This window comes from Streptomyces sp. NPDC020490 (assembly GCF_044335305.1).
Taxonomy (GTDB): Bacteria; Actinomycetota; Actinomycetes; order Streptomycetales; family Streptomycetaceae; genus Streptomyces.
The window spans coordinates 186,032-205,281 of the sequence record NZ_JBIRUY010000006.1 but is presented as its reverse complement, the minus strand read 5'-3'; the positions used below and the strand labels follow the sequence as shown (position 1 = coordinate 205,281).

Annotated in this window: 21 protein-coding genes; 13 read left to right on the top strand and 8 right to left on the bottom strand. The window is 73.4% G+C overall.

What is annotated here, in order from left to right; translation table 11 throughout:
• Positions 1-54: 54 nt before the first annotated feature.
• Together ACH4ZX_RS09665 and ACH4ZX_RS09660 are read left to right on the top strand one after the other, a co-directional pair.
• On the top strand, positions 55-1,086 hold the full coding sequence (locus ACH4ZX_RS09665; RefSeq protein ID WP_398270120.1) for a helix-turn-helix transcriptional regulator: 1,032 nt from the start codon (positions 55-57) through the stop codon (positions 1,084-1,086).
• A complete protein-coding gene (locus ACH4ZX_RS09660) occupies positions 1,086-1,604 on the top strand; it encodes a DUF4240 domain-containing protein (RefSeq protein ID WP_398270208.1) in 519 nt (172 codons plus the stop codon). The genes ACH4ZX_RS09665 and ACH4ZX_RS09660 overlap by 1 nt, the downstream gene beginning before the upstream one ends.
• A gap of 84 nt (positions 1,605-1,688) precedes the next feature.
• Here the strand turns inward: ACH4ZX_RS09660 and ACH4ZX_RS09655 are convergent, their stop codons facing one another.
• Positions 1,689-1,886: a hypothetical protein gene (locus ACH4ZX_RS09655; protein ID WP_398270117.1), complete on the bottom strand. Its 198-nt coding sequence runs from the start codon at positions 1,884-1,886 to the stop codon at positions 1,689-1,691.
• A gap of 26 nt (positions 1,887-1,912) precedes the next feature.
• Entirely contained in the window at positions 1,913-2,806 is an 894-nt protein-coding gene (locus tag ACH4ZX_RS09650; RefSeq protein WP_398270114.1) for a peptidoglycan recognition protein, read from the bottom strand.
• A gap of 190 nt (positions 2,807-2,996) precedes the next feature.
• Here ACH4ZX_RS09650 and ACH4ZX_RS09645 point away from each other — a divergent pair, with 190 nt between their 5' ends.
• Positions 2,997-4,181 carry a MarP family serine protease gene (locus ACH4ZX_RS09645; RefSeq protein WP_398270111.1) on the top strand — a complete coding sequence of 395 codons (1,185 nt, stop codon included), beginning with the start codon at positions 2,997-2,999 and terminating at the stop codon, positions 4,179-4,181.
• 50 nt (positions 4,182-4,231) lie between these two features.
• On the opposite strand, the gene ACH4ZX_RS09640 is transcribed toward ACH4ZX_RS09645, so the two are convergent.
• Positions 4,232-4,720: a GNAT family N-acetyltransferase gene (locus ACH4ZX_RS09640; RefSeq protein WP_398270108.1), complete on the bottom strand. Its 489-nt coding sequence runs from the start codon at positions 4,718-4,720 to the stop codon at positions 4,232-4,234.
• Between the two features lie 68 nt (positions 4,721-4,788).
• Here ACH4ZX_RS09640 and ACH4ZX_RS09635 point away from each other — a divergent pair, with 68 nt between their 5' ends.
• Both ACH4ZX_RS09635 and ACH4ZX_RS09630 read left to right on the top strand, forming a co-directional pair.
• The gene (locus ACH4ZX_RS09635; RefSeq protein ID WP_398270105.1) at positions 4,789-5,694 is read left to right on the top strand and encodes a TIGR01777 family oxidoreductase; all 906 of its coding nucleotides are present in this window, start codon (positions 4,789-4,791) and stop codon (positions 5,692-5,694) included.
• 630 nt (positions 5,695-6,324) lie between these two features.
• The gene (locus tag ACH4ZX_RS09630) at positions 6,325-7,671 is read left to right on the top strand and encodes an NAD(P)/FAD-dependent oxidoreductase (RefSeq protein ID WP_398270102.1); all 1,347 of its coding nucleotides are present in this window, start codon (positions 6,325-6,327) and stop codon (positions 7,669-7,671) included.
• A gap of 103 nt (positions 7,672-7,774) precedes the next feature.
• Here ACH4ZX_RS09630 and ACH4ZX_RS09625 read toward each other — a convergent pair whose 3' ends face one another.
• Entirely contained in the window at positions 7,775-9,244 is a 1,470-nt protein-coding gene (locus ACH4ZX_RS09625) for a regulator (RefSeq protein WP_398270099.1), read from the bottom strand.
• Between the two features lie 252 nt (positions 9,245-9,496).
• Between ACH4ZX_RS09625 and lipB the strand changes: the two genes are divergently transcribed.
• The 4 genes from lipB (at position 9,497) to ACH4ZX_RS09605 (ending at position 12,788) form a co-directional block, all read left to right on the top strand.
• The gene (gene lipB / locus ACH4ZX_RS09620; protein ID WP_398270096.1) at positions 9,497-10,294 is read left to right on the top strand and encodes a lipoyl(octanoyl) transferase LipB; all 798 of its coding nucleotides are present in this window, start codon (positions 9,497-9,499) and stop codon (positions 10,292-10,294) included.
• 105 nt (positions 10,295-10,399) lie between these two features.
• Positions 10,400-11,389 carry a lipoyl synthase gene (lipA, locus tag ACH4ZX_RS09615; RefSeq protein WP_398270093.1) on the top strand — a complete coding sequence of 330 codons (990 nt, stop codon included), beginning with the start codon at positions 10,400-10,402 and terminating at the stop codon, positions 11,387-11,389.
• Positions 11,390-11,681: 292 nt separating this feature from the next.
• Positions 11,682-11,921: a hypothetical protein gene (locus ACH4ZX_RS09610; protein WP_398270090.1), complete on the top strand. Its 240-nt coding sequence runs from the start codon at positions 11,682-11,684 to the stop codon at positions 11,919-11,921.
• A gap of 165 nt (positions 11,922-12,086) precedes the next feature.
• Entirely contained in the window at positions 12,087-12,788 is a 702-nt protein-coding gene (locus ACH4ZX_RS09605) for a DUF4191 domain-containing protein (protein WP_398270087.1), read from the top strand.
• A gap of 268 nt (positions 12,789-13,056) precedes the next feature.
• On the opposite strand, the gene ACH4ZX_RS09600 is transcribed toward ACH4ZX_RS09605, so the two are convergent.
• Positions 13,057-13,524, bottom strand: a complete 468-nt coding sequence (locus ACH4ZX_RS09600) for an RDD family protein (protein ID WP_398270084.1) — start codon at positions 13,522-13,524, stop codon at positions 13,057-13,059.
• Between the two features lie 198 nt (positions 13,525-13,722).
• On the opposite strand from ACH4ZX_RS09600, the gene glnA reads away from it, so the two are divergent.
• Together glnA and ACH4ZX_RS09590 are read left to right on the top strand one after the other, a co-directional pair.
• The gene (gene glnA, locus ACH4ZX_RS09595) at positions 13,723-15,132 is read left to right on the top strand and encodes a type I glutamate--ammonia ligase (protein ID WP_398270081.1); all 1,410 of its coding nucleotides are present in this window, start codon (positions 13,723-13,725) and stop codon (positions 15,130-15,132) included.
• Between the two features lie 209 nt (positions 15,133-15,341).
• A complete protein-coding gene (locus tag ACH4ZX_RS09590; RefSeq protein WP_398270078.1) occupies positions 15,342-16,391 on the top strand; it encodes a LacI family DNA-binding transcriptional regulator in 1,050 nt (349 codons plus the stop codon).
• Positions 16,392-16,419: 28 nt separating this feature from the next.
• Here the strand turns inward: ACH4ZX_RS09590 and ACH4ZX_RS09585 are convergent, their stop codons facing one another.
• Genes ACH4ZX_RS09585 through ACH4ZX_RS09575 form a run of 3 tightly spaced genes read right to left on the bottom strand, consistent with a single transcriptional unit; the run spans position 16,420 to position 17,688 of the window.
• Complete coding sequence (locus tag ACH4ZX_RS09585) at positions 16,420-17,025, bottom strand: hypothetical protein (protein ID WP_398270075.1); 606 nt, start codon at positions 17,023-17,025, stop codon at positions 16,420-16,422.
• Entirely contained in the window at positions 17,022-17,153 is a 132-nt protein-coding gene (locus ACH4ZX_RS09580) for a hypothetical protein (RefSeq protein WP_398270072.1), read from the bottom strand. The genes ACH4ZX_RS09585 and ACH4ZX_RS09580 overlap by 4 nt, the downstream gene beginning before the upstream one ends.
• A 22-nt stretch (positions 17,154-17,175) precedes the next feature.
• On the bottom strand, positions 17,176-17,688 hold the full coding sequence (locus ACH4ZX_RS09575; RefSeq protein WP_398270069.1) for a hypothetical protein: 513 nt from the start codon (positions 17,686-17,688) through the stop codon (positions 17,176-17,178).
• 178 nt (positions 17,689-17,866) lie between these two features.
• Here ACH4ZX_RS09575 and ACH4ZX_RS09570 point away from each other — a divergent pair, with 178 nt between their 5' ends.
• Complete coding sequence (locus tag ACH4ZX_RS09570) at positions 17,867-18,184, top strand: hypothetical protein (protein ID WP_398270066.1); 318 nt, start codon at positions 17,867-17,869, stop codon at positions 18,182-18,184.
• 149 nt (positions 18,185-18,333) lie between these two features.
• Positions 18,334-19,248 carry a zinc metalloprotease HtpX gene (gene htpX / locus ACH4ZX_RS09565; protein ID WP_398270063.1) on the top strand — a complete coding sequence of 305 codons (915 nt, stop codon included), beginning with the start codon at positions 18,334-18,336 and terminating at the stop codon, positions 19,246-19,248.
• The last annotated feature ends 2 nt before the right edge of the window (positions 19,249-19,250 follow it).

Below are 19,250 nucleotides of genomic sequence, written 5' to 3'. Positions count from 1 at the left end.
CGTGCGGCCGGGTCCCCGCCCCGGCGGGGGCCCGGCCGCGTGCATGATGACCGTATGCGTGCTGCCCGGCTGATCAGAATGGTGCTGCTGCTGCAGTCCCGTCCCTCGATGACCGCCGCCGAGCTGGCGCGGGAGCTGGAGGTGTCGGAGCGGACGGTCACCCGGGACGCGCAGGCGCTGTCGGAGGCGGGCGTGCCGGTGTACGCGGACCGGGGGCGGGCCGGCGGTTACCGGCTGATCGGCGGCTACCGCACCCGGCTGACCGGACTGGCGCGCGACGAGGCGGAGGCGCTGTTCCTGAGCGGTGTGCCCGGCGCGCTGCGGGAGATGGGGCTCCAGGACGCGGCCTCGGCGGCCCGGCTGAAGGTGTCCGCGGCCCTCGGGCCGTCCCTGCGGGACGCGCCGCGGACGGCAGCCCAGCGGTTCCACCTGGACGCGCCGAACTGGTTCACCGAGCCGGCGACGCCCGAGCTGCTGCCCGCCGTGGCGCGGGCGGTGTGGGACGACCGGCGGATCACCGCGCGCTACCGCGGCCGGGAGGCGGAGGTCGAGCGGGAGCTGGAGCCGTACGGCCTGGTGCTGAAGGCGGGGGTCTGGTACCTGTGCGCGCGGGTGGCGGCCGGCGGCTCCTGCCGCGTGTACCGCCTCGACCGGTTCACGGCGGTCGAGGCGGACGGCGAGCGCTTCGAGCGGGACGAGGGCTTCGACCTGCCCGCCTTCTGGGAGGAGCGGGCCGAGCAGTTCGCCCGGTCGATCCTGCGGGCCGAGGTGGTGGTGCGGCTGTCCGGCGAGGGGGTGCGCAGGCTGCCGTACGCCGTCGATCCGCAGGCTGCCCGGGAGGCGCTGGCCGCGGCGGGCGCGCCCGACGGCGACGGCTGGGTGACGGTGACCCTGCCGGTGGAGTCCGAGGAGGTCGCCCACACCCAGCTCACGGCGCTGGGGCCGGAGGCGGAGGTGCTGGCGCCGGCGGCTCTGCGGGCGCGTCTCGCCGACGACGCGGCCCGGCTCGCCCTTCTGTACGGGGCGCGGCGGTCCGCCGCACTCCGCGTGCGCCCCGCCCGCCCAGGGCCGATGCTGGACGCGTGATGGACGAGACGGAGTTCTGGGAGCTGGTGGACGCCACCCGGGAGGCCGCCGAGGGCGACCCCGAGGAGCAGGCCGAGCTGCTCGTGGAGCGTCTGCTGGGGCTCGACCCGGAGCTGGTGCTGGACTTCGCCCGTCACTTCGAGGCCCGCTACAACCGCGCCTACACCTGGGACCTGTGGGGCGCCGCCTGGGTGCTGCTGGACGGCGCGAGCGACGACGCCTTCGACTTCTTCCGCTGCTGGCTGATCGGTCAGGGCCGCGAGGTGTACGAGGGCGCGGTGCACGACCCGGACGCGCTGGCGGACCTGCTGGAGGACTTCGACGAGGAGGTCGACGGCGACGGCGAGGAGCTCGGCTACGCCGCGGACGAGGCGTACGAGCAGCTCACCGGCACCGTCGCGCCCGACCTGGGCATCCCTCCCGCGCCGCTCGAACCGACGGGCGCCCCCGTCGACTTCGAGGACGAGCGGGCGCTGGCGGAGCGGTACCCCCGGCTGTGGGAGCGCTTCAGGGACTGACCGCACGGACGCGGGGACGCAAGGGACGCAAGGGACGCAGGGACGCAGGGACGCACGGACGCGCTGAGCGCGCCGACCGACCGCTCAGGCGGCGGTGCGCCGGCGGCCGGTCGGTTCCGAGGGAAGGTACGCCTGCGTCCGTTCGGCCGCCACCGCGTGGTGCAGCGGCGCCTTGTTGGCCTGGTCGAGCGCGGACGCCGTGGCGGCGGCCGGGCCGAGGACGACGGTCGCGACCGCGCAGACCACCGTCCAGAAACGTCCCCTGCTGCTGATGTCGCTCATGTTCCCCACCTCCGGTCGGCTTGTGGTCACGACCGTAGACGGGCGGGATCTGCGTGCCCTGCGCGTCGGCTGTGGCGTCGCTGTGGGTGTGACGAGCGGCCCTGCAACCGCGCCGCCAGCTCCCTGATCTCCGGCAGGCGGGCGGACAGCGCGGCGCCCGGGCAGCTCGTCCGGTAGCCGTCGTCGTGGCCGGCGATCGCGGGCAGCGCGGCGGAGGCGCCGGCGGGATAGCGGCTGAGGCCGCTGCTGGAGATCAGGTGGACGATGGTGCGCGGGTCGACGCCGGCCAGGCCCAGCTTCCAGGCGGCGACGGCGGCGATCGCGTCGGTCATGGCCTTCGGGACGGTCATGCCGGCCGTGAAGGTGCCGATGGCGGCGACGCCGGCCGTGCGGTGGTTGAAGCCCTGGGTGTGGGCGCCGACGACGGGACGGTCGACGCCTCCGGCGCGGCCCTCGTAGATGGTGCCGCAGCGGTCGACGAGGAAGTTGTAGCCGATGTCGTCCCATCCCCGGACGCCGGTCTGCTCGTCGTAGATGCGGCGGATGACGCGGGGCGCGTCGGCGCACGCGTACCCGTTGGGCGAGTCGGTGTGGTGGACGACGACGGCGATGACCTCGTCGGCGTAGCGCGGGGGCGGCTGGGGGTGCAGCCGCGCGGGGCCGAGCCAGGCCGAGCGGGGCACGATGGGCGGCCGGGCGGCCGGGGGCTGGGCGGGGCGGGTCGCGGGGGCGGGCCGGGGGCGGTGGACGGCGGCCGGCCGGCCGGCGTCGCTCACGAACAGCGCCAGCACGAGGACGGCGGCCAGCGCGGGCAGGCAGACGAGCGTCACCCGCGTGGCGTGGGGCAGCCGGCGTATGCGCGCCACGGCTCGCCTGCGCGCCCTGCGCGCTCTTCGTAAGGCCGGTCGGAAGACACGCATGGTCCCACTGTCGGGCCGATCCCCCGCGTCCGCGATGTGTGGTGTGCCACCCGGTGGAACCATCGTCCCGGTCCGCGACGTTTTTCGGGATACACGCACGCGTGGCCCGGTTCCGGGCGCCGCACGCGCGCGTGACTGATCAGCGGGCCCGTCCCGTCCGTACTGAGGGGTCCGAGAGAAAGGCGGCCTGGTGGACCTGCTCGACATCCTCCTGTTGCTGGTGGTCGCGGCCTACGCGGTGTCCGGTTACCGGCGCGGGCTGGTGGCCGGCTGCGTCTCGCTGGCCGGGTTCGTCGGCGGCGCGGTCGTCGGTGTGTGGGTGCTGCCGTCGGTGATGGGCCTGGTGACGCCGGGGACCACCCGCGCGACCGTGACCGCGGTGCTGACCGTGCTGGTGCCGGCCGTGCTGGGGCACGAGCTGGCGGGCCGGCTGGCGCTGCTGCTGCGCCGCGAGCTGGACCGGGGGCCGCTGCGGGTGGCGGACGGGGTCGGCGGGGCCGCGGCCAACACGGTGGCGGTGCTGATCGTGGCGTGGGTGGCGGCGAGCGTGCTGGGCGCGTCCTCGTCGCCGGTGGTCACGACGGCGATCCGGGACTCGGCGCTGCTCGGCACGGTGCAGGAGGCGATGCCGCAGACCACGCCGGCGTGGTTCTCGCGGGCGACGTCGGCGCTGGACCGGGCGGGCTTCCCGCAGGTCTTCAACCCCTTCGAGAACGAGTCGACGGCGCGGGTGGCCGAGCCCTCCGGCGACAGCGTCACGGCGAGCGCGACGAACGCGGCGAAGCTGAGCACCGTGAAGATCGAGGGCGTCTCCGGCGACCAGGGCCGGGAGGGCAGCGGGTTCGTGTACGCCCGGGAGCACGTGATGACCAACGCCCACGTGGTGGCCGGCATCGACGCCCCGAGCGTGCGGGTGGGCGGGGTCGGGCCGTTGTACGAGGCGCGCGTGGTGCTGTTCGACCCCGAGCGGGACGTGGCCGTGCTGTACGTGCCGGGGCTGACCGCCCCCGTGCTCCGCTTCGACGACGGCGCGGCGCGCGGGGACTCGGCGGTGGTGGCCGGCTATCCGCAGGACGGCGACCTGAACCTGCAGGCGGCGACGGTGGCGAACCGGGTGCGGGCGACCGGCCGGGACATCTACAACGAGTCGACGGTGACGCGGGAGATCTACGCGATCCGCTCCACCGTCCGCCCCGGCAACTCCGGCGGCCCGCTGCTGACCACCGACGGCCGGGTCTACGGTGTCGTCTTCGCCCGCTCCACCTCCGACGACGGGACGGGCTACGTCCTGACGGCCGCCGAGGTGGCCTCCGACGCCGGGCGCGCCGCCACGGCGACGGCGCCGGTGGACACGGGCGGCCTGGTCAGTTCCTGAGGGCGCTCAGGAACTGACGGCCGCGGGAGCCCCGGGGCAGGAACCCGGGGTCACAGGAAGCGGCCCATGAGGACGTCGTCGACGTACGCGCCGTCCAGGCAGAACTCCTCCGGCTGTACGCCCTCGACGACGAAGCCCTCGGACTCGTACAGCTTGCGGGCGGCGGTGTTGTGGCCCAGTACCCGCAGGGTGATGCGGCGGGCGCCGCGGTCGCGGGCCTCCTCGACGGCGGCGCGCAGCAGCGCCCGGCCGACGCCCCTGCCGCGGGCCTCCTCGGCCACCGCCAGCCCGCGGATCTGCCGGACGTGCGCGTTGGACGCCAGTTCGGTGGGGAAGCCGAGGCGGATGTAGCCCACGACACGGCCGTCGGTCTCGGCGACCAGGTGGTCGCCGGGGCCCGCGGTCTCCCGGAAGAAGGGCTCGTACGGCTCCCGCGGGGGCGGGGTGACCGCGTGCAGGGGGGACCAGGTCGCCCGGTCGAGCAGGCACAGGGCGTCCTCGTCGGCGTACGTGGCGTGGCGTATGTGTGTGGCGGACATGACGGTCACTCTATGAGGGGGCCCCGGAACCGGACCGGGACCTGACACGCCCGTACAGGATGGGGATCATGGAGAGTTCACGAATCGCGGTGGCCGGCGCCTCGGGTCTGATCGGCTCGGCGCTGGTGCGGTCCCTGCGGGCCGACGGGCACGAGGTGGTGCGGCTGGTCCGCCGGGCGGCGCGGGAGCGGGACGAGGTGCGCTGGAACCCCGAGGAGGGGTACGTGGACGCGGCCGGGCTCGCCGGGTGCGACGCGGTGGTCAACCTCGCGGGCGCCGGGGTGGGCGACCGGCGGTGGACGGAGGAGTACAAGCGGACGGTCCGCGACAGCCGGGTGCGCGGCACCTCGACGCTGGCGGAGGCGGTCGCCGCGCTGGAGCGCAGGCCGCGGGTGTTCGTGAACGGCAGCGCGATCGGCTTCTACGGCGACACCGGCGACCGCGCGGTCGACGAGAGCGCGCCGCCCGGGGAGGGCTTCCTGCCCGCGCTGTGCGTGGAGTGGGAGGGCGCGGCGGCGCCCGCCCAGGAGGCGGGCGTGCGCACGGTGTTCGCGCGGACGGGGCTGGTGGTGGCCCGTTCCGGCGGGGCCTGGGCCCGGCTGTTCCCGCTGTTCAAGGCGGGGCTCGGCGGGCGGATGGGCGACGGGCGGCAGTACTGGTCGTACATCTCGCTGCATGACGAGGTGGCCGCCCTGCGGCATCTGATCGACACCGACGGCCTGTCCGGGCCGGTCAACCTGACCGCCCCCCATCCGCGGACCAACCGGGAGATCACCGCGGCGATGGGGCGCGTGCTGCACCGGCCGACGCTGCTGCCGGTGCCGGCGGCGGTGCTGCGGACGGTGCTCGGCGAGATGGCCGGGGACGTGCTGGGCAGCGCACGGGTGCTGCCGGCCCGGCTGCTGGCGTCGGGGTTCGCGTTCGCGTTCCCGGACATCGAGGACTCGATCAGGGCAGCGGAAACGCAGCCGTAGCGCCCACGGGGCGCGGCGGTCGCCGGGCGCGGCGGGTGCCGGGCGCGGCGGGTGCCGGACACGGCGACAGCGGAACACGGCGTCCGTCGAGCCCGGCGGCGGCGAAGCCCGGCCACCACCGAGCCCGGCGACAGCAGAGCCCGGCGGGTGCCGAGCCCGGCGACAGCAGAGCCCGGCGGGTGCCGGACACGGCGACAGCAGAGCCCGGCCACCACCGAGCCCGGCGACAGCAGAGCCCGGCGGGTGCCGGACACGGCGACAGCAGAGCCCGGCCACCACCGAGCCCGGCGACAGCAGAGCGCGGCGGGTGCCGGACACGGCGACAGCGAAGCCCGGCCACCACCGAGCCCGGCGACAGCGGAACACGGCGTCCGTCGAGCCCGGCGACAGCGGAGCGCGGCGGGTGCCGGACACGGCGACAGCGGAACACGGCGTCCGTCGAGCCCGGCGACGGCGGAGCGCGGCGGGTGCCGGGGCATGACCGCATGCGACCGGTGTGCGACCGTGCCCTGTCCGTGCGCGACTGCCGACGGTCGGTCACGGCCCTAACCTCGACCCGAACTCGGGTATTCCCGGAGCCTGTCGGGGGCATCACGTCTCCACCGGCCGCGCAACCTCGAGGAGGGGCACGTGCTTGAGCCCATGTACCGGGCGGACGTCGTCATCGTGGGAGCCGGGCTAGCCGGGCTCTCCGCGGCGCACCGGCTGACCAGCGCAGGAGTGACGACCACGGTCCTGGAGGCCGGCCCGTGCGCCGGCGGCCGCATGGCCACGGAGAAGGTCGACGGGTTCCGGCTCGACCGCGTCGGACAGCTGCTGTGCACGGCGTATCCCGAACTACGTCTGACACCCGGTCTCGACGGGCTGGTCCTGCGGCCCTTCGCCCCGGGTGTCCTGCTGCACAGCGACGGGCGCAGGCACCGCGCCGGACTTCCCGCGACCACGGGGGGCGCACGGGGCGCACTCCACGCGGTGCGCGCGCTGGCGAGCACCCCCTCCCGGAGCGCTCCCCGGTCCGGCGCCCCGCTGGGCACCGCTGTCGACCAGGCCCGCCTGGGCACCGCCCTGGCACGCCTGGCCGCCACCCGCGCCGAACGGCTGCTGGCCCGGCCGGAGCTGCCCGCCGGGCAGGCCCTGGCGGCCCGCGGCCTGCCCGCCCGCACGGTCGACGGGTTCCTGCGCCCGCTGCTCGCCGCGCTGCTGTGCGACCCGGAGCTGACCACGTCCAGCAGGGTCGCCGACCTCGCGTTGCGCGCGTACGCGAGCGGGCGGCTGTGCCTGCCGGAGGGCGGCGCCGAGGCGCTGCCGGAACTGCTCGCCCGGGGGCTGCCGCCGGGCACCGTGCACACCGGCGTCCGGGTCACCTCCGTCTCCACGAACGGTGTGACCACCGCCGAGCACGGCGAGATCCGCTGCCGGGCGGTGCTGCTGGCGACCGGCGCGCGGGCCGCCGCGGAGCTGCTGCCCGGTCTGCGCGTGCCGGACTTCCACCCGGTGACGGTGGTGCACCACGCGACCGACGAGCCGCCCGGCACGGGAGCCTTCCTGCTGCTCGACGCGGACCGGGGCGGCCCGGTCGCGCACACCGCGGTCGTCAGCCGGGTCGATCCCTCCCGCGCGCCCGCGGGCCGCACCCTGGTCTCCTCGACGGTCCTCGGCCCGCCCTCGCCGGAGCTCGACACGGCCGTGCGCATGCACCTGGCCCGGCTGTACGGCACCTCGACGGCGCGCTGGGAGACCCTCGCCGTGCACCACACCGCCGAGGCCGTGCCGGCCATGCGGCCACCGCACGACCTGCGGCGGCCGGTACGCCTGCTGGCGGGCCTGTACGTGTGCGGCGACCACCGCGACACCAGCACGGTCCAGGGTGCCCTGCACTCCGGCCACCGGGCCTCCGCGGCGATCCTGGCCGACCTGGGCGCGGGCTCGATGCACCGGGCCGAACCGCCGGGCACCGCGCTGCGCGAGGCGGCCTGAGGCGCCGGTCCGGGACGTGACCGGTCCGGGACGTGACCGGTCCGGGACGTGACCGGTCCGGGACGTGACCGGTCCGCGACGGGCCGGTCCGCGACGGGCCGGTCTACTGCAGTGCCGCGATCTTGTCCCGGTAGCCCCGCACCGGCGCCGCGTCCTTGTACGGCTCGAGCCGGCGCTCGAAGTCCTTGACGTACTCGACCGCCCGGACCGACCGCATCTCCGCGGACTGCGCGGCGGCCTCCACGCCGAGCCGGCAGGCCTCGTCGAGTTCGCCGAGGCCGAGCCGGGCGGAGGCGAGCACGACACGGCTGAACAGGCGGCTGCGCGCGTAGGAGGGCGCGCGCAGTTGCAGGGAGCGCTCGGCGTGCTGGGCGGCCGCGCGGAACTGCTGCAGGTCCCGGTGGCAGTGCCCGAACTCGTCGGCGAGCTGCGCCTCGTCGAAGGAGCGCGCCCAGGACGGGACCTCGTCGCCGGGGCGGGCCGTCTCCAGGGCGCGTTCGGCGCGCACCAGCGAGGCGGTGCAGTTGCGCACCTCGCCGAGCACGCCGTGCCCGCGCGCCTCGGCCGCGTGCAGCAGCGCCTGCACGAGCGGCGGGGCGCCGGTGCCGACGCCCTGCTGGGCCACGCGTGCGAGCTGCACGGCCTCGCGGCCGTGGCCCAGGTAGACGGCCTGCCGGCTCATGGTGACCAGGACATAGCTGCCGTAGGCCCGGTCGCCGGCGGCCTGGGCGAGCCGCAGCGCCTGCACGAAGTAGCGCTGGGCGAGTCCGTGCGCGGCGATGTCGTACGACGTCCAGCCCGCGAGCCGGGTCAGGTCGGCGGTGGCGGCGAACAGGCGGCGGCCGGTCTGCTCGCCGTAGGTGCCGCGCAGCATCGGCTCGCACTCGTGCTCCAGGTAGCGCACCAGGGCCTGCCGGGCGTGGCCGCCGCCGTACATGTGGTCGAGGGCGCGGAACAGGTCGGCGACCGAGCGCAGCGCGGCGACGTCGCCGGCGGTGACCTTCTGGCCGGGTGAGCGTTCGGCGCCGCGCTGGCGGGGCACCACGGGGCGGCCCCGGGCGGGGACGGCGGGGGTCCGGCCCGCCCGGGCGGCCTCGACGGCCGGGGACGGCTGCTCGCCGCGGGCGACGCGGTCGTCGGCGCGGCCGATCAGCCAGTCCCGGCTGGGCACCACGAGCCCCGCCGGGGTGAACGCGATCTTGCGCAGCTCGGCGTGGCTGCCGGAGTCCTTGCGCCACAGCCCGCTGACGATGTCGACGGCCTCCTCCGGGGTGCCGGCGAACTCCAGCCCCGCGTAGACCGGCGCGCAGGCTTCCAGGCCGAGGTCCTGGGCGGTGAGGCGGCGGCCGAGGCGTCGGGTGAAGACCTCGGCGATCAGGGCGGGGGTGGTGCCGCGGGGCTGCTGGCCGCGCAGCCACCGGGTGACGGAGGTCTTGTCGTATCTGAGATCCAGGCCGTGTTCCAGGCCGAGCTGGTCCACCCGGCGGGCGAGACCCGCGTTGGAGAAGCCCGCTTCTGCGATGAGCGCGGCGAGCTGTCGGTTGGGAGTGCGCTGCGCGGGTCGTTCCGTCATCTGCGGTGCGGTCTCCTGCCTTTCGGACCCCCAGCGGCCTCGAAGGAGTCCGTGGTGCCCGGATTGCCTGTGAGCAGCCCTTATGGCCTGGTGAACGGCGCGAATGTAGCGGAGCGTGAGCGCCCGGTCGCACATTTCGACCTTCATTCATCCGATCGTGTGAGGATTGACCATGGAGCTGACGCGGTCCGGGCGGACGTACAGTGGCGTGGGCGCATGTCATGCCTTACGGATTCGAGGGAGGCGCTTGCCGTGAGCGAGTTGCGGTTCGTCCAGATGGGGTTCGGCGCGCAGGCGGTCGAGTACCGGCAGGCGTGGGACGAACAGCGCCGGGTGCACGCGGCGCGCTTCGCGGACGAGATCCCCGACACCGTGCTGCTGCTGGAGCACCCGCCGGTCTACACCGCCGGCCGGCGCACCGCGGACGACGAGCGCCCGCTGGACGGCACCCCGGTCGTCGACGTCGACCGCGGCGGCAAGATCACCTGGCACGGCCCGGGCCAGCTGGTGGGCTACCCGATCCTGAAGCTGCCGCGTCCGGTGGACGTGGTGGCGCACGTACGCCGGCTCGAGGAGGCCCTGATCCGCACCTGCGCGGAGTTCGGCCTGGAGACCACCCGGGTCGAGGGCCGCAGCGGCGTGTGGGTGCTCGGCGACCCGGTGGAGCGGCGCCCCGCGCTGGGCGGGCTGTCGCTGGACTTCGACCCCCGGCTGCACGACGAGGAGTTCGACCCGCGGCTCAACGGCCCCGAGTACGCGCCCTCCAACGCCGGCCAGCGCCGCGAGGACCGCAAGATCGCCGCGATCGGCATCCGGGTCGCCAAGGGCGTCACCATGCACGGCTTCGCCCTGAACGTGAACCCGGACAACCGCTGGTTCGACAAGATCATCCCGTGCGGGATCCGGGACGCGGGGGTCGCCTCGCTGGCCGGCGAACTGGGCCGGGACGTCACGATCGACGAGGTGCTGCCGGTGGTGGAACGGCATCTGAGGGACGTCCTGGAGACCGCGGAGCCGAAGCCGCGGGAGATCGAGCGGGCTTCCGCGTAAGGGGAACGGGCCCCCACCGCCGGGGGTCGGCCCGGCCGGAAGGCCGTACACATCACGGGCGTACCCTGGTGTACGCCGAGGAATCGAAAGCTACAGGGAGCCGCTGTGTCCGCAGTCACCCCCGACGGACGCAAGATGCTGCGCCTGGAGGTCCGCAACAGCCAGACCCCCATCGAGCGCAAGCCCGAGTGGATCAAGACCCGGGCGAAAATGGGCCCCGAGTACACCAAGATGCAGAACCTCGTGAAGAGCGAGGGCCTGCACACGGTCTGCCAGGAAGCGGGCTGCCCGAACATCTACGAGTGCTGGGAGGACCGCGAGGCGACCTTCCTCATCGGCGGCGACCAGTGCACCCGGCGCTGCGACTTCTGCCAGATCGACACCGGCAAGCCCGAGGCGCTCGACCGCGACGAGCCGCGCCGCGTCGGCGAGTCCGTGGTCACGATGGACCTGAACTACGCCACCATCACCGGCGTCGCCCGCGACGACCTCGAGGACGGCGGCGCCTGGCTGTACGCCGAGACCGTGCGGCAGATCCACGAGCAGACCGCCGGCCGCGAGGGCGGGCGCACCAAGGTCGAGCTGCTGGCCCCCGACTTCAACGCGGTCCCCGAGCAGCTCCAGGAGGTCTTCTCCTCCCGGCCGGAGGTCTTCGCGCACAACGTCGAGACGGTCCCGCGGATCTTCAAGCGGATCCGCCCCGGCTTCCGCTACGAGCGCTCGCTGAAGGTCATCACGGCCGCCCGCGACTACGGCCTGGTCACCAAGTCCAACCTCATCCTCGGCATGGGCGAGACCCGCGAGGAGGTCAGCGACGCGCTGCGGCAGCTGCACGACGCCGGCTGCGAGCTGGTCACCATCACGCAGTACCTGCGCCCGTCCGTGCGCCACCACCCGGTGGAGCGCTGGGTCAAGCCGCAGGAGTTCGTCGAGCTGAAGGAGGAGGCCGAGCAGATCGGCTTCTCCGGGGTCATGTCCGGCCCGCTGGTGCGCTCCTCCTACCGCGCCGGGCGGCTGTACCGGATGGCCGTGGAGCTGCGTCAGTCGGCCGCTCCGCAGCCGGGGGACGCGCACGTCGCCCCGCAGGCCGTGTGACCTGCCTGACAGTCCGTCAGCCGGCGCGCCCCGCACGGTGTGCGCCAAGCGTGTGAATTCGCGCACAAGATCCTACCGACCGGTAGCGACCGGATCGACGCGGTCCCGGCCGTCCTCGCAGATGAGGGCTTCGGCCGGGGCCGCGTCGGCGTTCACCGCCCGCTCATCAGCGCGCATCGGCGCTTCATGGGCGTTTGACCGGTCGGTCACGCCCTGGTAACACCGAACAGTGACCCTGGAATCACGCCACGTACATCCGCACCCGGAACCGTACCGAGGGGGGACCTCCACCATGCAGGCAGCGCCGCCCGTCCGGGCAACCGCCATTCCGTCCTTCACCGACGCCCTGCGCGCCGTCGAGTCGCTGCTGATGAGCAGCGGCCAGCGCACCGCCCGCCGCAACGCCTGGACCTCCGTCCTGGAGGACCGCCGCCGGGCCAAGGACCGGGTCGAGGCCCAGCGGGTCCTCGAACAGACCGCCACCGCGATGCGCCTCCGCGCGCCCGCCGCGACCGAGAGCCCGCGCGGCTGAGCGACCGCGCCGAGCGGCCGGGCAGCTGAGCGGCCGGGTCGAGCGGTCGAGCGACCGAGCGACCGAGCGGCCGGAGCGTCTGAGGGGCCTCCCCGATCCTCCCGCGCCCCTTCCCCACCGGCACCGCCGTCGTCGACGCTCCCGGGGCCACGTAGACTTCGTGGCATGGCGAGGAAGGAAACCGCAGCGGACGCTGCGAACACCGGGCGACTGAAGCAGATCGCCCTGACCTACAAGATGACCCGCAGGGCCGACAAGAAGATCGGTCTTGTACTCGCGGCTGTCGGCATCACCACCCTCGGTGTCTTCCTCGCGATCGGTTTCTTGATCGGTCACCCCATCTATCTCGGAATCCTGGGCTTCCTGCTCGCTTTCCTCGCGACGGCGATCGTGTTCGGGCGCCGGGCCGAGCGAGCGGCCTTCGGGCAGATGGAGGGCCAGCCGGGCGCCGCCGCGGCCGTGCTCGACAACATCGGCCGGGGCTGGACGACGACCCCCGCGGTGGCGATGAACCGCAGCCAGGACGTGGTGCACCGGGCCGTCGGCAAGGCCGGCATCGTCCTGGTCGCCGAGGGCAACCCGAACCGGGTCAAGAGCCTGCTGGCCGCCGAGAAGAAGAAGATGAACCGCATCGTCGCGGACGTGCCGGTGCACGACGTGATCGTCGGCACGGGCGAGGGCCAGGTCGAGCTGAAGAAGCTGCGGACCACGATGCTGAAGTTCCCGCGGGTGCTCACCGGCCCCCAGGTCACCGCGACCAACGACCGGCTGCGCGCGCTCGGCGACCTGATGAGCAACATGCCGCTGCCGAAGGGGCCGATGCCGCGGGGCATGAAGCTCCCGAAGGGCGGCCCGAAGGCCCGCTGAGCGCTCCGCCGGATACCCCGTCGGACGCGTCGGACCTGCCGCGTGGTGCCGCCGGACGTGCCGCGTCCTGCCGTCGGACGTGCCGCGTCCTGCCGTCGGACGTGCCGCGTCGTGCCGTCGGACCGCTGCGGCGCCGTCGTGGCCGTTCGCGCAGTTCCCCGCGCCCCTTCAGGCCGCTGCCCGACCGACGCCCGTGCGGCGATGGGGCCGCCCGGATCACTCCGGGCGGCCCCATCGCCGTATGCGACGGACGTCCGCCGGGTGTCCGCTAGATGCGGACCTCGACCGTGCGGGCCAGGCGGTCGTGCAGGCCGCGGCCGTCGCGGTCCCAGATCAGGGCGGGGACCGCCAGGCACAGCAGCGCCGTGCGCAGCAGCGCGCGCAGCGGTTGTACACGGCCGGTGTCCAGGGCGACGACCCGGAGACCGAAGAGGCGCTTTCCGGGAGTGAAGCCGACCGTGCCGACCGTCAGGGCGCCCAGCACGAAGAAGACGAGCAGCGCCCAGTTGCCGGTCGACCGGTCGTAGCCATGGGTGACGAGGCCGTATGCGATCAGCAGGCACAGGCCCCAGTCGACGGCCAGGGCGCCGAGGCGCCGTCCCGGGCGGGCGATCGAGCCCGGCCCCTCCTCCGGCAGGCCGAGTTGCTCGCCGCGGTATCCGAAGTCGACTCCGGCGTCCTCGGCGGCCGCGCGGGGGCCCGAGAGCCAGGATCCGATCGCTTCCCTCTTGTCCACGCGTCCACCGTACTGCCCACGTTTCGCGATCCGGACAGGTGGGGGTGGAGCAGCCCGAGTCCGGTTAACTTGTGCGAAACAAATGGGTCACGCCTGAGAAATCACCCGTATCTAGTGTCGAGGGCACCGTGTGCCACCGCACTGGCCGCACGAAAGAACTACCACCCCGGCAGGACGGTCGGGAGTAGGAGGAGCTGGATGTTCCAGAACGCCGACGAGGCCAAGAAGTTCATCGCGGACGAGGACGTCAAGTTCATCGACGTCCGCTTCTGCGACCTGCCGGGCGTCATGCAGCACTTCTCGCTGCCTGCCGAAGCGTTCGACCCCGACGACGAGCAGGCGTTCGACGGTTCGTCGATCCGCGGCTTCCAGGCCATCCACGAGTCCGACATGGCGCTGCGCCCCGACCTGTCGACCGCGCGCATCGACCCGTTCCGCCGGGACAAGACGCTCAACATCAACTTCTTCATCCACGACCCGATCACGGGCGAGCAGTACTCCCGTGACCCGCGCAACGTGGCGAAGAAGGCCGAGGCCTACCTGGCCTCCACCGGTATCGCGGACACCGCGTACTTCGGTCCGGAGGCCGAGTTCTACGTCTTCGACAACGTGCGCTTCAAGACGTCGGAGAACGAGTCCTTCTACCACATCGACTCCGAGGCGGGCGCCTGGAACACCGGCGCCCTCGAGGACAACCGTGGTTACAAGGTCCGCTACAAGGGCGGCTACTTCCCGGTCCCGCCGGTCGACCACTTCGCCGACCTGCGCGCCGAGATCTCCCTGGAGCTGGCCAAGGCCGGCCTGCAGGTCGAGCGCCAGCACCACGAGGTCGGCACCGCCGGCCAGGCCGAGATCAACTACAAGTTCAACACGCTGCTCGCCGCCGCCGACGACCTCCAGCTCTTCAAGTACATCGTGAAGAACGTCGCCTGGCGCAACGGCAAGACCGCGACCTTCATGCCGAAGCCGATCTTCGGCGACAACGGCTCGGGCATGCACGTGCACCAGTCGCTGTGGAGCAACGGCGACCCGCTGTTCTACGACGAGCAGGGCTACGCCGGCCTGTCGGACACCGCCCGCTACTACATCGGCGGCATCCTCAAGCACGCCCCGTCGCTGCTGGCCTTCACCAACCCGACCGTGAACTCGTACCACCGCCTGGTGCCGGGCTTCGAGGCGCCGGTGAACCTGGTGTACTCGCAGCGCAACCGCTCCGCGGCCATGCGCATCCCGATCACGGGCTCGAACCCGAAGGCCAAGCGCGTCGAGTTCCGCGCGCCCGACGCCTCCGGCAACCCGTACCTGGCCTTCGCGGCGCTGCTGCTCGCGGGCCTGGACGGCATCAAGAACAAGATCGAGCCGGCCGAGCCGATCGACAAGGACCTGTACGAGCTGGCTCCCGAGGAGCACGCGAACGTCGCCCAGGTCCCGACCTCGCTCCCGGCCGTCCTCGACTCGCTGGAGCGCGACCACGAGTTCCTGCTCGCCGGTGACGTGTTCACCTCCGACCTGATCGAGACGTGGATCGACTTCAAGCGCGCGAACGAGATCGCTCCGCTGCAGCTGCGTCCGCACCCGCACGAGTTCGAGCTGTACTTCGACGTGTGACAGGCGGGTGATCCGGCGCGGATCGGACTTGCTCCGACGAGCGCCGGATCGCCCTCCTGACCCGCGGAAACAGCCGCGAACAGCCGTGGCCGAGGCCCCGCCGCTCACCAGAACTCACGGTGAGTGGCGGGGCCTTCGTGTCCTTCGTCTCTCGGCCGCCGGTGAGAATGGGGCGACGGCGAGGTGCGCGGAGCGAACGGCGGTGTCAGGTGTCGGGTGTGGCGGGCGACGGGCGTCCGGTGACGTTGCAGGAGATCGCACAGCGGCTGGGGCTGCACGTCTCGACGGTTTCCCGGGTACTGAACGGTCCGGCCCAGGAGCAGGGGCGCGCGGCGTCCGGCGAGACGGCCCGGCGGATCAAGGAGCTCGCCGACGAACTGGGCTACCGACCCAACCCGCACGCCACCAGCCTGCGCACCCAGCGCGGCAATCTGATCGGCGTGCTGTTCCCGCGGCTGGCGGAGATCGTGGTGGCGACCATCTACGAGGGTGTGGAGGAGGAGGCGACCGAGCACGGGTTCTCCACGTTCGTCACCAACACCCACGACGATCCCGCCGTGCAGCGCGACCGGATCGCGATGATGCTGGGCCGCCGGGTGGACGGGCTGATCATCGGTGACGCGCATCTGGACGGATCCACGCTGGCCGGTCCGCCGCTCGAGCGGGTGCCCTTCGTCCTCGTCAACCGCCGGACCGGCACCGACCTCCCCGCCGTGACCTGCGACGACCATCTGGGCGGGCGGATGGTGGCCGAGCACTTCCTGGCCCTGGGACACCGGCGCGTCGCCGTCATCGCCGGTGAGCCGTTCGCCAGCACCGGAGCCGACCGCACCGCCGGCTTCACCGACCGCTACCGCGAGGCCGGACTGCCCCTGCCCGCCCACCGCGTCCGCCACTGCCGCTTCGACACCACCGGCGGACATCGCGCCGCCACGGAGCTGCTCAGCCACCCCGACCGGCCGACCGCGGTCTTCGCCGTCAACGACCTCGCCGCGATCGGCGCCATCGGCGCCGCCCGGGACCTGGGCCTGCGCCTGGGTGAGGACCTGGCCCTGGCCGGCTACAACGACACCCCGCTCGCCGCCGAACTGCCCGTCCCCCTCACCAGCGTCCGCTCGCCCATGGCCGACCTCGGCCGGATCGCCGTACGCCGACTGCTGCGTCTGATCGCCGGGGACGGTGCCACGTCCGAGCGGCTGCGCCCCGAACTGGTGACCCGCGCCTCCACCGGCTCTCCGGTCGGACCGGCCCTCGGCTGAGGCGCGGTGGGCGCCATCCGCCCTCCGGTCACCCCCCGGTTCGGCGCATTCCCCACGCCGCGCCGAGTCCCGCGGCCATCAGGGCCATCGCCGCCTCGACGCCGGTCTCCAGGGCGCGGCCCACCGCGGGAGTGCCGGTGCGGCGGCCCAGCGCGGGGGCGACCTCGCCGCGCGGATCGACGGTGACGGTCACCGCACGGCCCACCGCCAGTCGCCGCGCGCCGGTGTCCAGCCGGCCGGCCGGAGCCCCGCCGGGCAGCTTCAGGTCGTACGAGTAGGAGGCAGCGTCCAGGGCGCCCCTCTCGTACTCCGCCGTCACCACCGCCCGTTCCACCCGGCCCCGGTCGTGGAGTGCTTCCTGGTGCAGCACGTGCAGGCGCAGCATCGGCATCAGGCAGACCAGCGTGGTGAACAGCGCCGCCGCCCACATCCGTCGGCCGATGTCGAAGACGGCGAAGCCCGCCGCGGCGGCCACCGGGAGCCACCACACCACGAGCCGGTCATCGCGCTGGTCGTACGCCAGTCCGGCGAGCCCGCGCCCCGCGCCCCAGAGTCCGACCGCGGCGACCACACCCGCGATCACCCCCGACAGGACCACCGCCGCCCGTCCGCGCTCCCGTCCGACGGGTTTCACGACCCGGACCCGGACAGCAGGTAGGGCAGGGACACGGCCACGACGACCGTCGTGATCAGCGCGAGGATCCCGACGGTGAGCAGGAGCGTCAGCAGGTGGGGGTGCGCGAGGGAGAACGGCAGCCGCACGCCGGGGTGGGCGGCCCGCAGGTCACGTGCCGTGCTCTGCCGGCCGGACCGGACGTCGATGACGACCCCCGCGGGCAGCAGCACCCTGTCCTGCAGATACCGCCAGTCCCAGTGCTCCAGGCGCAGCAGCACCGGAGCCTCCCCCCTCGGCCCCGGAGACCACCAGCAGCACGCTCTGCCCGATGAACCCGCGCACCCCGTGGGCCACGGCTTCCACGGGCCGCACCGATGTGGACCGTCCGCGGCGGTCGGTGACGGTGAGTCTGCCGTCCGCGTACGTGAGCCGCTGGTTGCGCGACCGCTGCCGGACGTAGAGCCCCAGCCAGCCGACGGCCGCCAGCACCAGCAGGACGACGATGAGCACGCCGCCCAGAGCACCGATGCCGTCGTGGTCGGCCCTGAGGACCACCCTGAGCGCCGCGCCCAGGAGGACCAGGGCACTCCCCGGAGCGGCGACGGCGAGGCGCCGGTAGGCGGGCAGCTCCCGCAGCGGTACGGGACGCAAAACCGTTGCGTGCGTGGCGTGTTCGGCCATCTCTCCCCCTTCAGGATCCAAGCAGGATGCCGAACCCAAACGTTTGGGTCAACAGAGAACCCAAACGTTTGGCCTGTTGTTCGCGCAAGGCGGCGTGCCCAGGACGCGCCGACGTGGCGCCGCCGCCGTATCCTTGCGTGCACAGCTGTTCGACAGCAGGTGACGGGGAGATACGGGGATGTCGGGACAGGACGACTTCCAGCGGGACTTCCAGCGGGACTTCCAGCGGGACTTCCAGCGGGACTTCCAGCGGGAGTTCCAGCGGGAGTTCGACCTCCGCTGGGCGGACGAGGCCGAGCACAAGGAGCCGTCGGCGCGGGCGCGGATGCTGGCTGCCCGGTGGAAGCACGACCCGCCCGGACCGCAGCCCTTCCGGGCCGGCCCGGACGCGGCGGGACCGCGCCGGTCGTCGTGGGTGTCGACGGCGATCGTGCTGGGCTGCGTCGCCGGGATCGTCCTGCTGCTGGGCTGGGCGCGGTTCCGGGCCCCGTACTGACTCGTTCCCGCAGGGACTTCCACACAGCCTTCGCACAGGGACCTTTTGCGGCTCCCGGGGCCGATCGGGACCGTTTCATTGCGGCGGCCAGGTGCACACTTGCAGTGGGACGAGTGCCTGACTGCGGGTTGACTGCGGGGTGTTCCAAGATGCAGAGCCGCTTCCGGAGCGACCGGCGGCTGACCGTGCGGATGACGGTCACGATGTTCCTGCTCGGGCTGTTGTACGTGGTCTTCGTCGCCGCGCTGATCGCGCTGCTGAAGTCCTGGGTGCTGGTCGTCGCTATCGCGGCCGCGCTGCTCGCCGCCCAGTACTGGTTCTCCGACCGGATCGCGCTGTTCGCCATGCACGGGCGGGTCGTGGAGCGGGAGGAGTACCCGGAACTGCACGGCGTGGTCGACCGGCTGTGCGCCATGGCGGACATGCCGAAGCCGGTGGTCGCCGTCTCCGATATGGACATGCCGAACGCGTTCGCGACCGGCCGCAATCCCGACAACGCCGTCGTCTGCGTGACGACCGGGCTGCTGCGCCGGCTGGAGCCCGCCGAGCTGGAGGGCGTGCTCGCGCACGAGCTGTCGCACGTCGCGCACAAGGACGTCGCCGTGATCACGATCGCGTCGTTCCTCGGCGTGATCGCCGGGCTGATGGTCCGGTTCGCCTTCTACTCGTCGATGTTCCGCGGGCGCAAGGACCAGAACACCGTCGCCGTGCTCGCGGCCGTGATGGGCGTGTCCGCGGTCGTGTACGCGATCAGCTTCCTGCTCATACGGGCCCTGTCCCGGTACCGGGAGCTGGCGGCGGACCGGGCGGCGGCCCTGCTGACCGGGCGGCCCTCGGCGCTGGCGTCGGCGCTGACCAAGGTCACCGGGGACATCGCGCGGATCCCGACCAGGGACCTGCGCACCGCCCAGGCCTTCAACGCCTTCTACATCACCCCCGCCACCGGCCGGGAGCCCGGCATCGAGCGGTACTTCTCCACCCACCCGACCCTGCAGCAGCGGCTCGACCAGCTCGGGCGGATCTCCGCCGAACTGGGTGAGGCCGCCACCCCCGGAAAGGCGTGAGC

Excerpts from the sequence above, each read along its gene's own strand:
- ACH4ZX_RS09665 (WP_398270120.1), top strand. The coding sequence starts at position 55 with ATGCGTGCTGCCCGGCTGATCAGAATGGTGCTGCTGCTGCAGTCCCGT.
- ACH4ZX_RS09660 (WP_398270208.1), top strand. The coding sequence starts at position 1,086 with ATGGACGAGACGGAGTTCTGGGAGCTGGTGGACGCCACCCGGGAGGCC.
- ACH4ZX_RS09655 (WP_398270117.1), bottom strand. The coding sequence starts at position 1,886 with ATGAGCGACATCAGCAGCAGGGGACGTTTCTGGACGGTGGTCTGCGCG.
- ACH4ZX_RS09650 (WP_398270114.1), bottom strand. The coding sequence starts at position 2,806 with ATGCGTGTCTTCCGACCGGCCTTACGAAGAGCGCGCAGGGCGCGCAGG.
- ACH4ZX_RS09640 (WP_398270108.1), bottom strand. The coding sequence starts at position 4,720 with ATGTCCGCCACACACATACGCCACGCCACGTACGCCGACGAGGACGCC.
- ACH4ZX_RS09635 (WP_398270105.1), top strand. The coding sequence starts at position 4,789 with ATGGAGAGTTCACGAATCGCGGTGGCCGGCGCCTCGGGTCTGATCGGC.
- ACH4ZX_RS09625 (WP_398270099.1), bottom strand. The coding sequence starts at position 9,244 with ATGACGGAACGACCCGCGCAGCGCACTCCCAACCGACAGCTCGCCGCG.
- ACH4ZX_RS09610 (WP_398270090.1), top strand. The coding sequence starts at position 11,682 with ATGCAGGCAGCGCCGCCCGTCCGGGCAACCGCCATTCCGTCCTTCACC.
- ACH4ZX_RS09605 (WP_398270087.1), top strand. The coding sequence starts at position 12,087 with ATGGCGAGGAAGGAAACCGCAGCGGACGCTGCGAACACCGGGCGACTG.
- glnA (WP_398270081.1), top strand. The coding sequence starts at position 13,723 with ATGTTCCAGAACGCCGACGAGGCCAAGAAGTTCATCGCGGACGAGGAC.
- ACH4ZX_RS09575 (WP_398270069.1), bottom strand. The coding sequence starts at position 17,688 with ATGGCCGAACACGCCACGCACGCAACGGTTTTGCGTCCCGTACCGCTG.
- ACH4ZX_RS09570 (WP_398270066.1), top strand. The coding sequence starts at position 17,867 with ATGTCGGGACAGGACGACTTCCAGCGGGACTTCCAGCGGGACTTCCAG.
- htpX (WP_398270063.1), top strand. The coding sequence starts at position 18,334 with ATGCAGAGCCGCTTCCGGAGCGACCGGCGGCTGACCGTGCGGATGACG.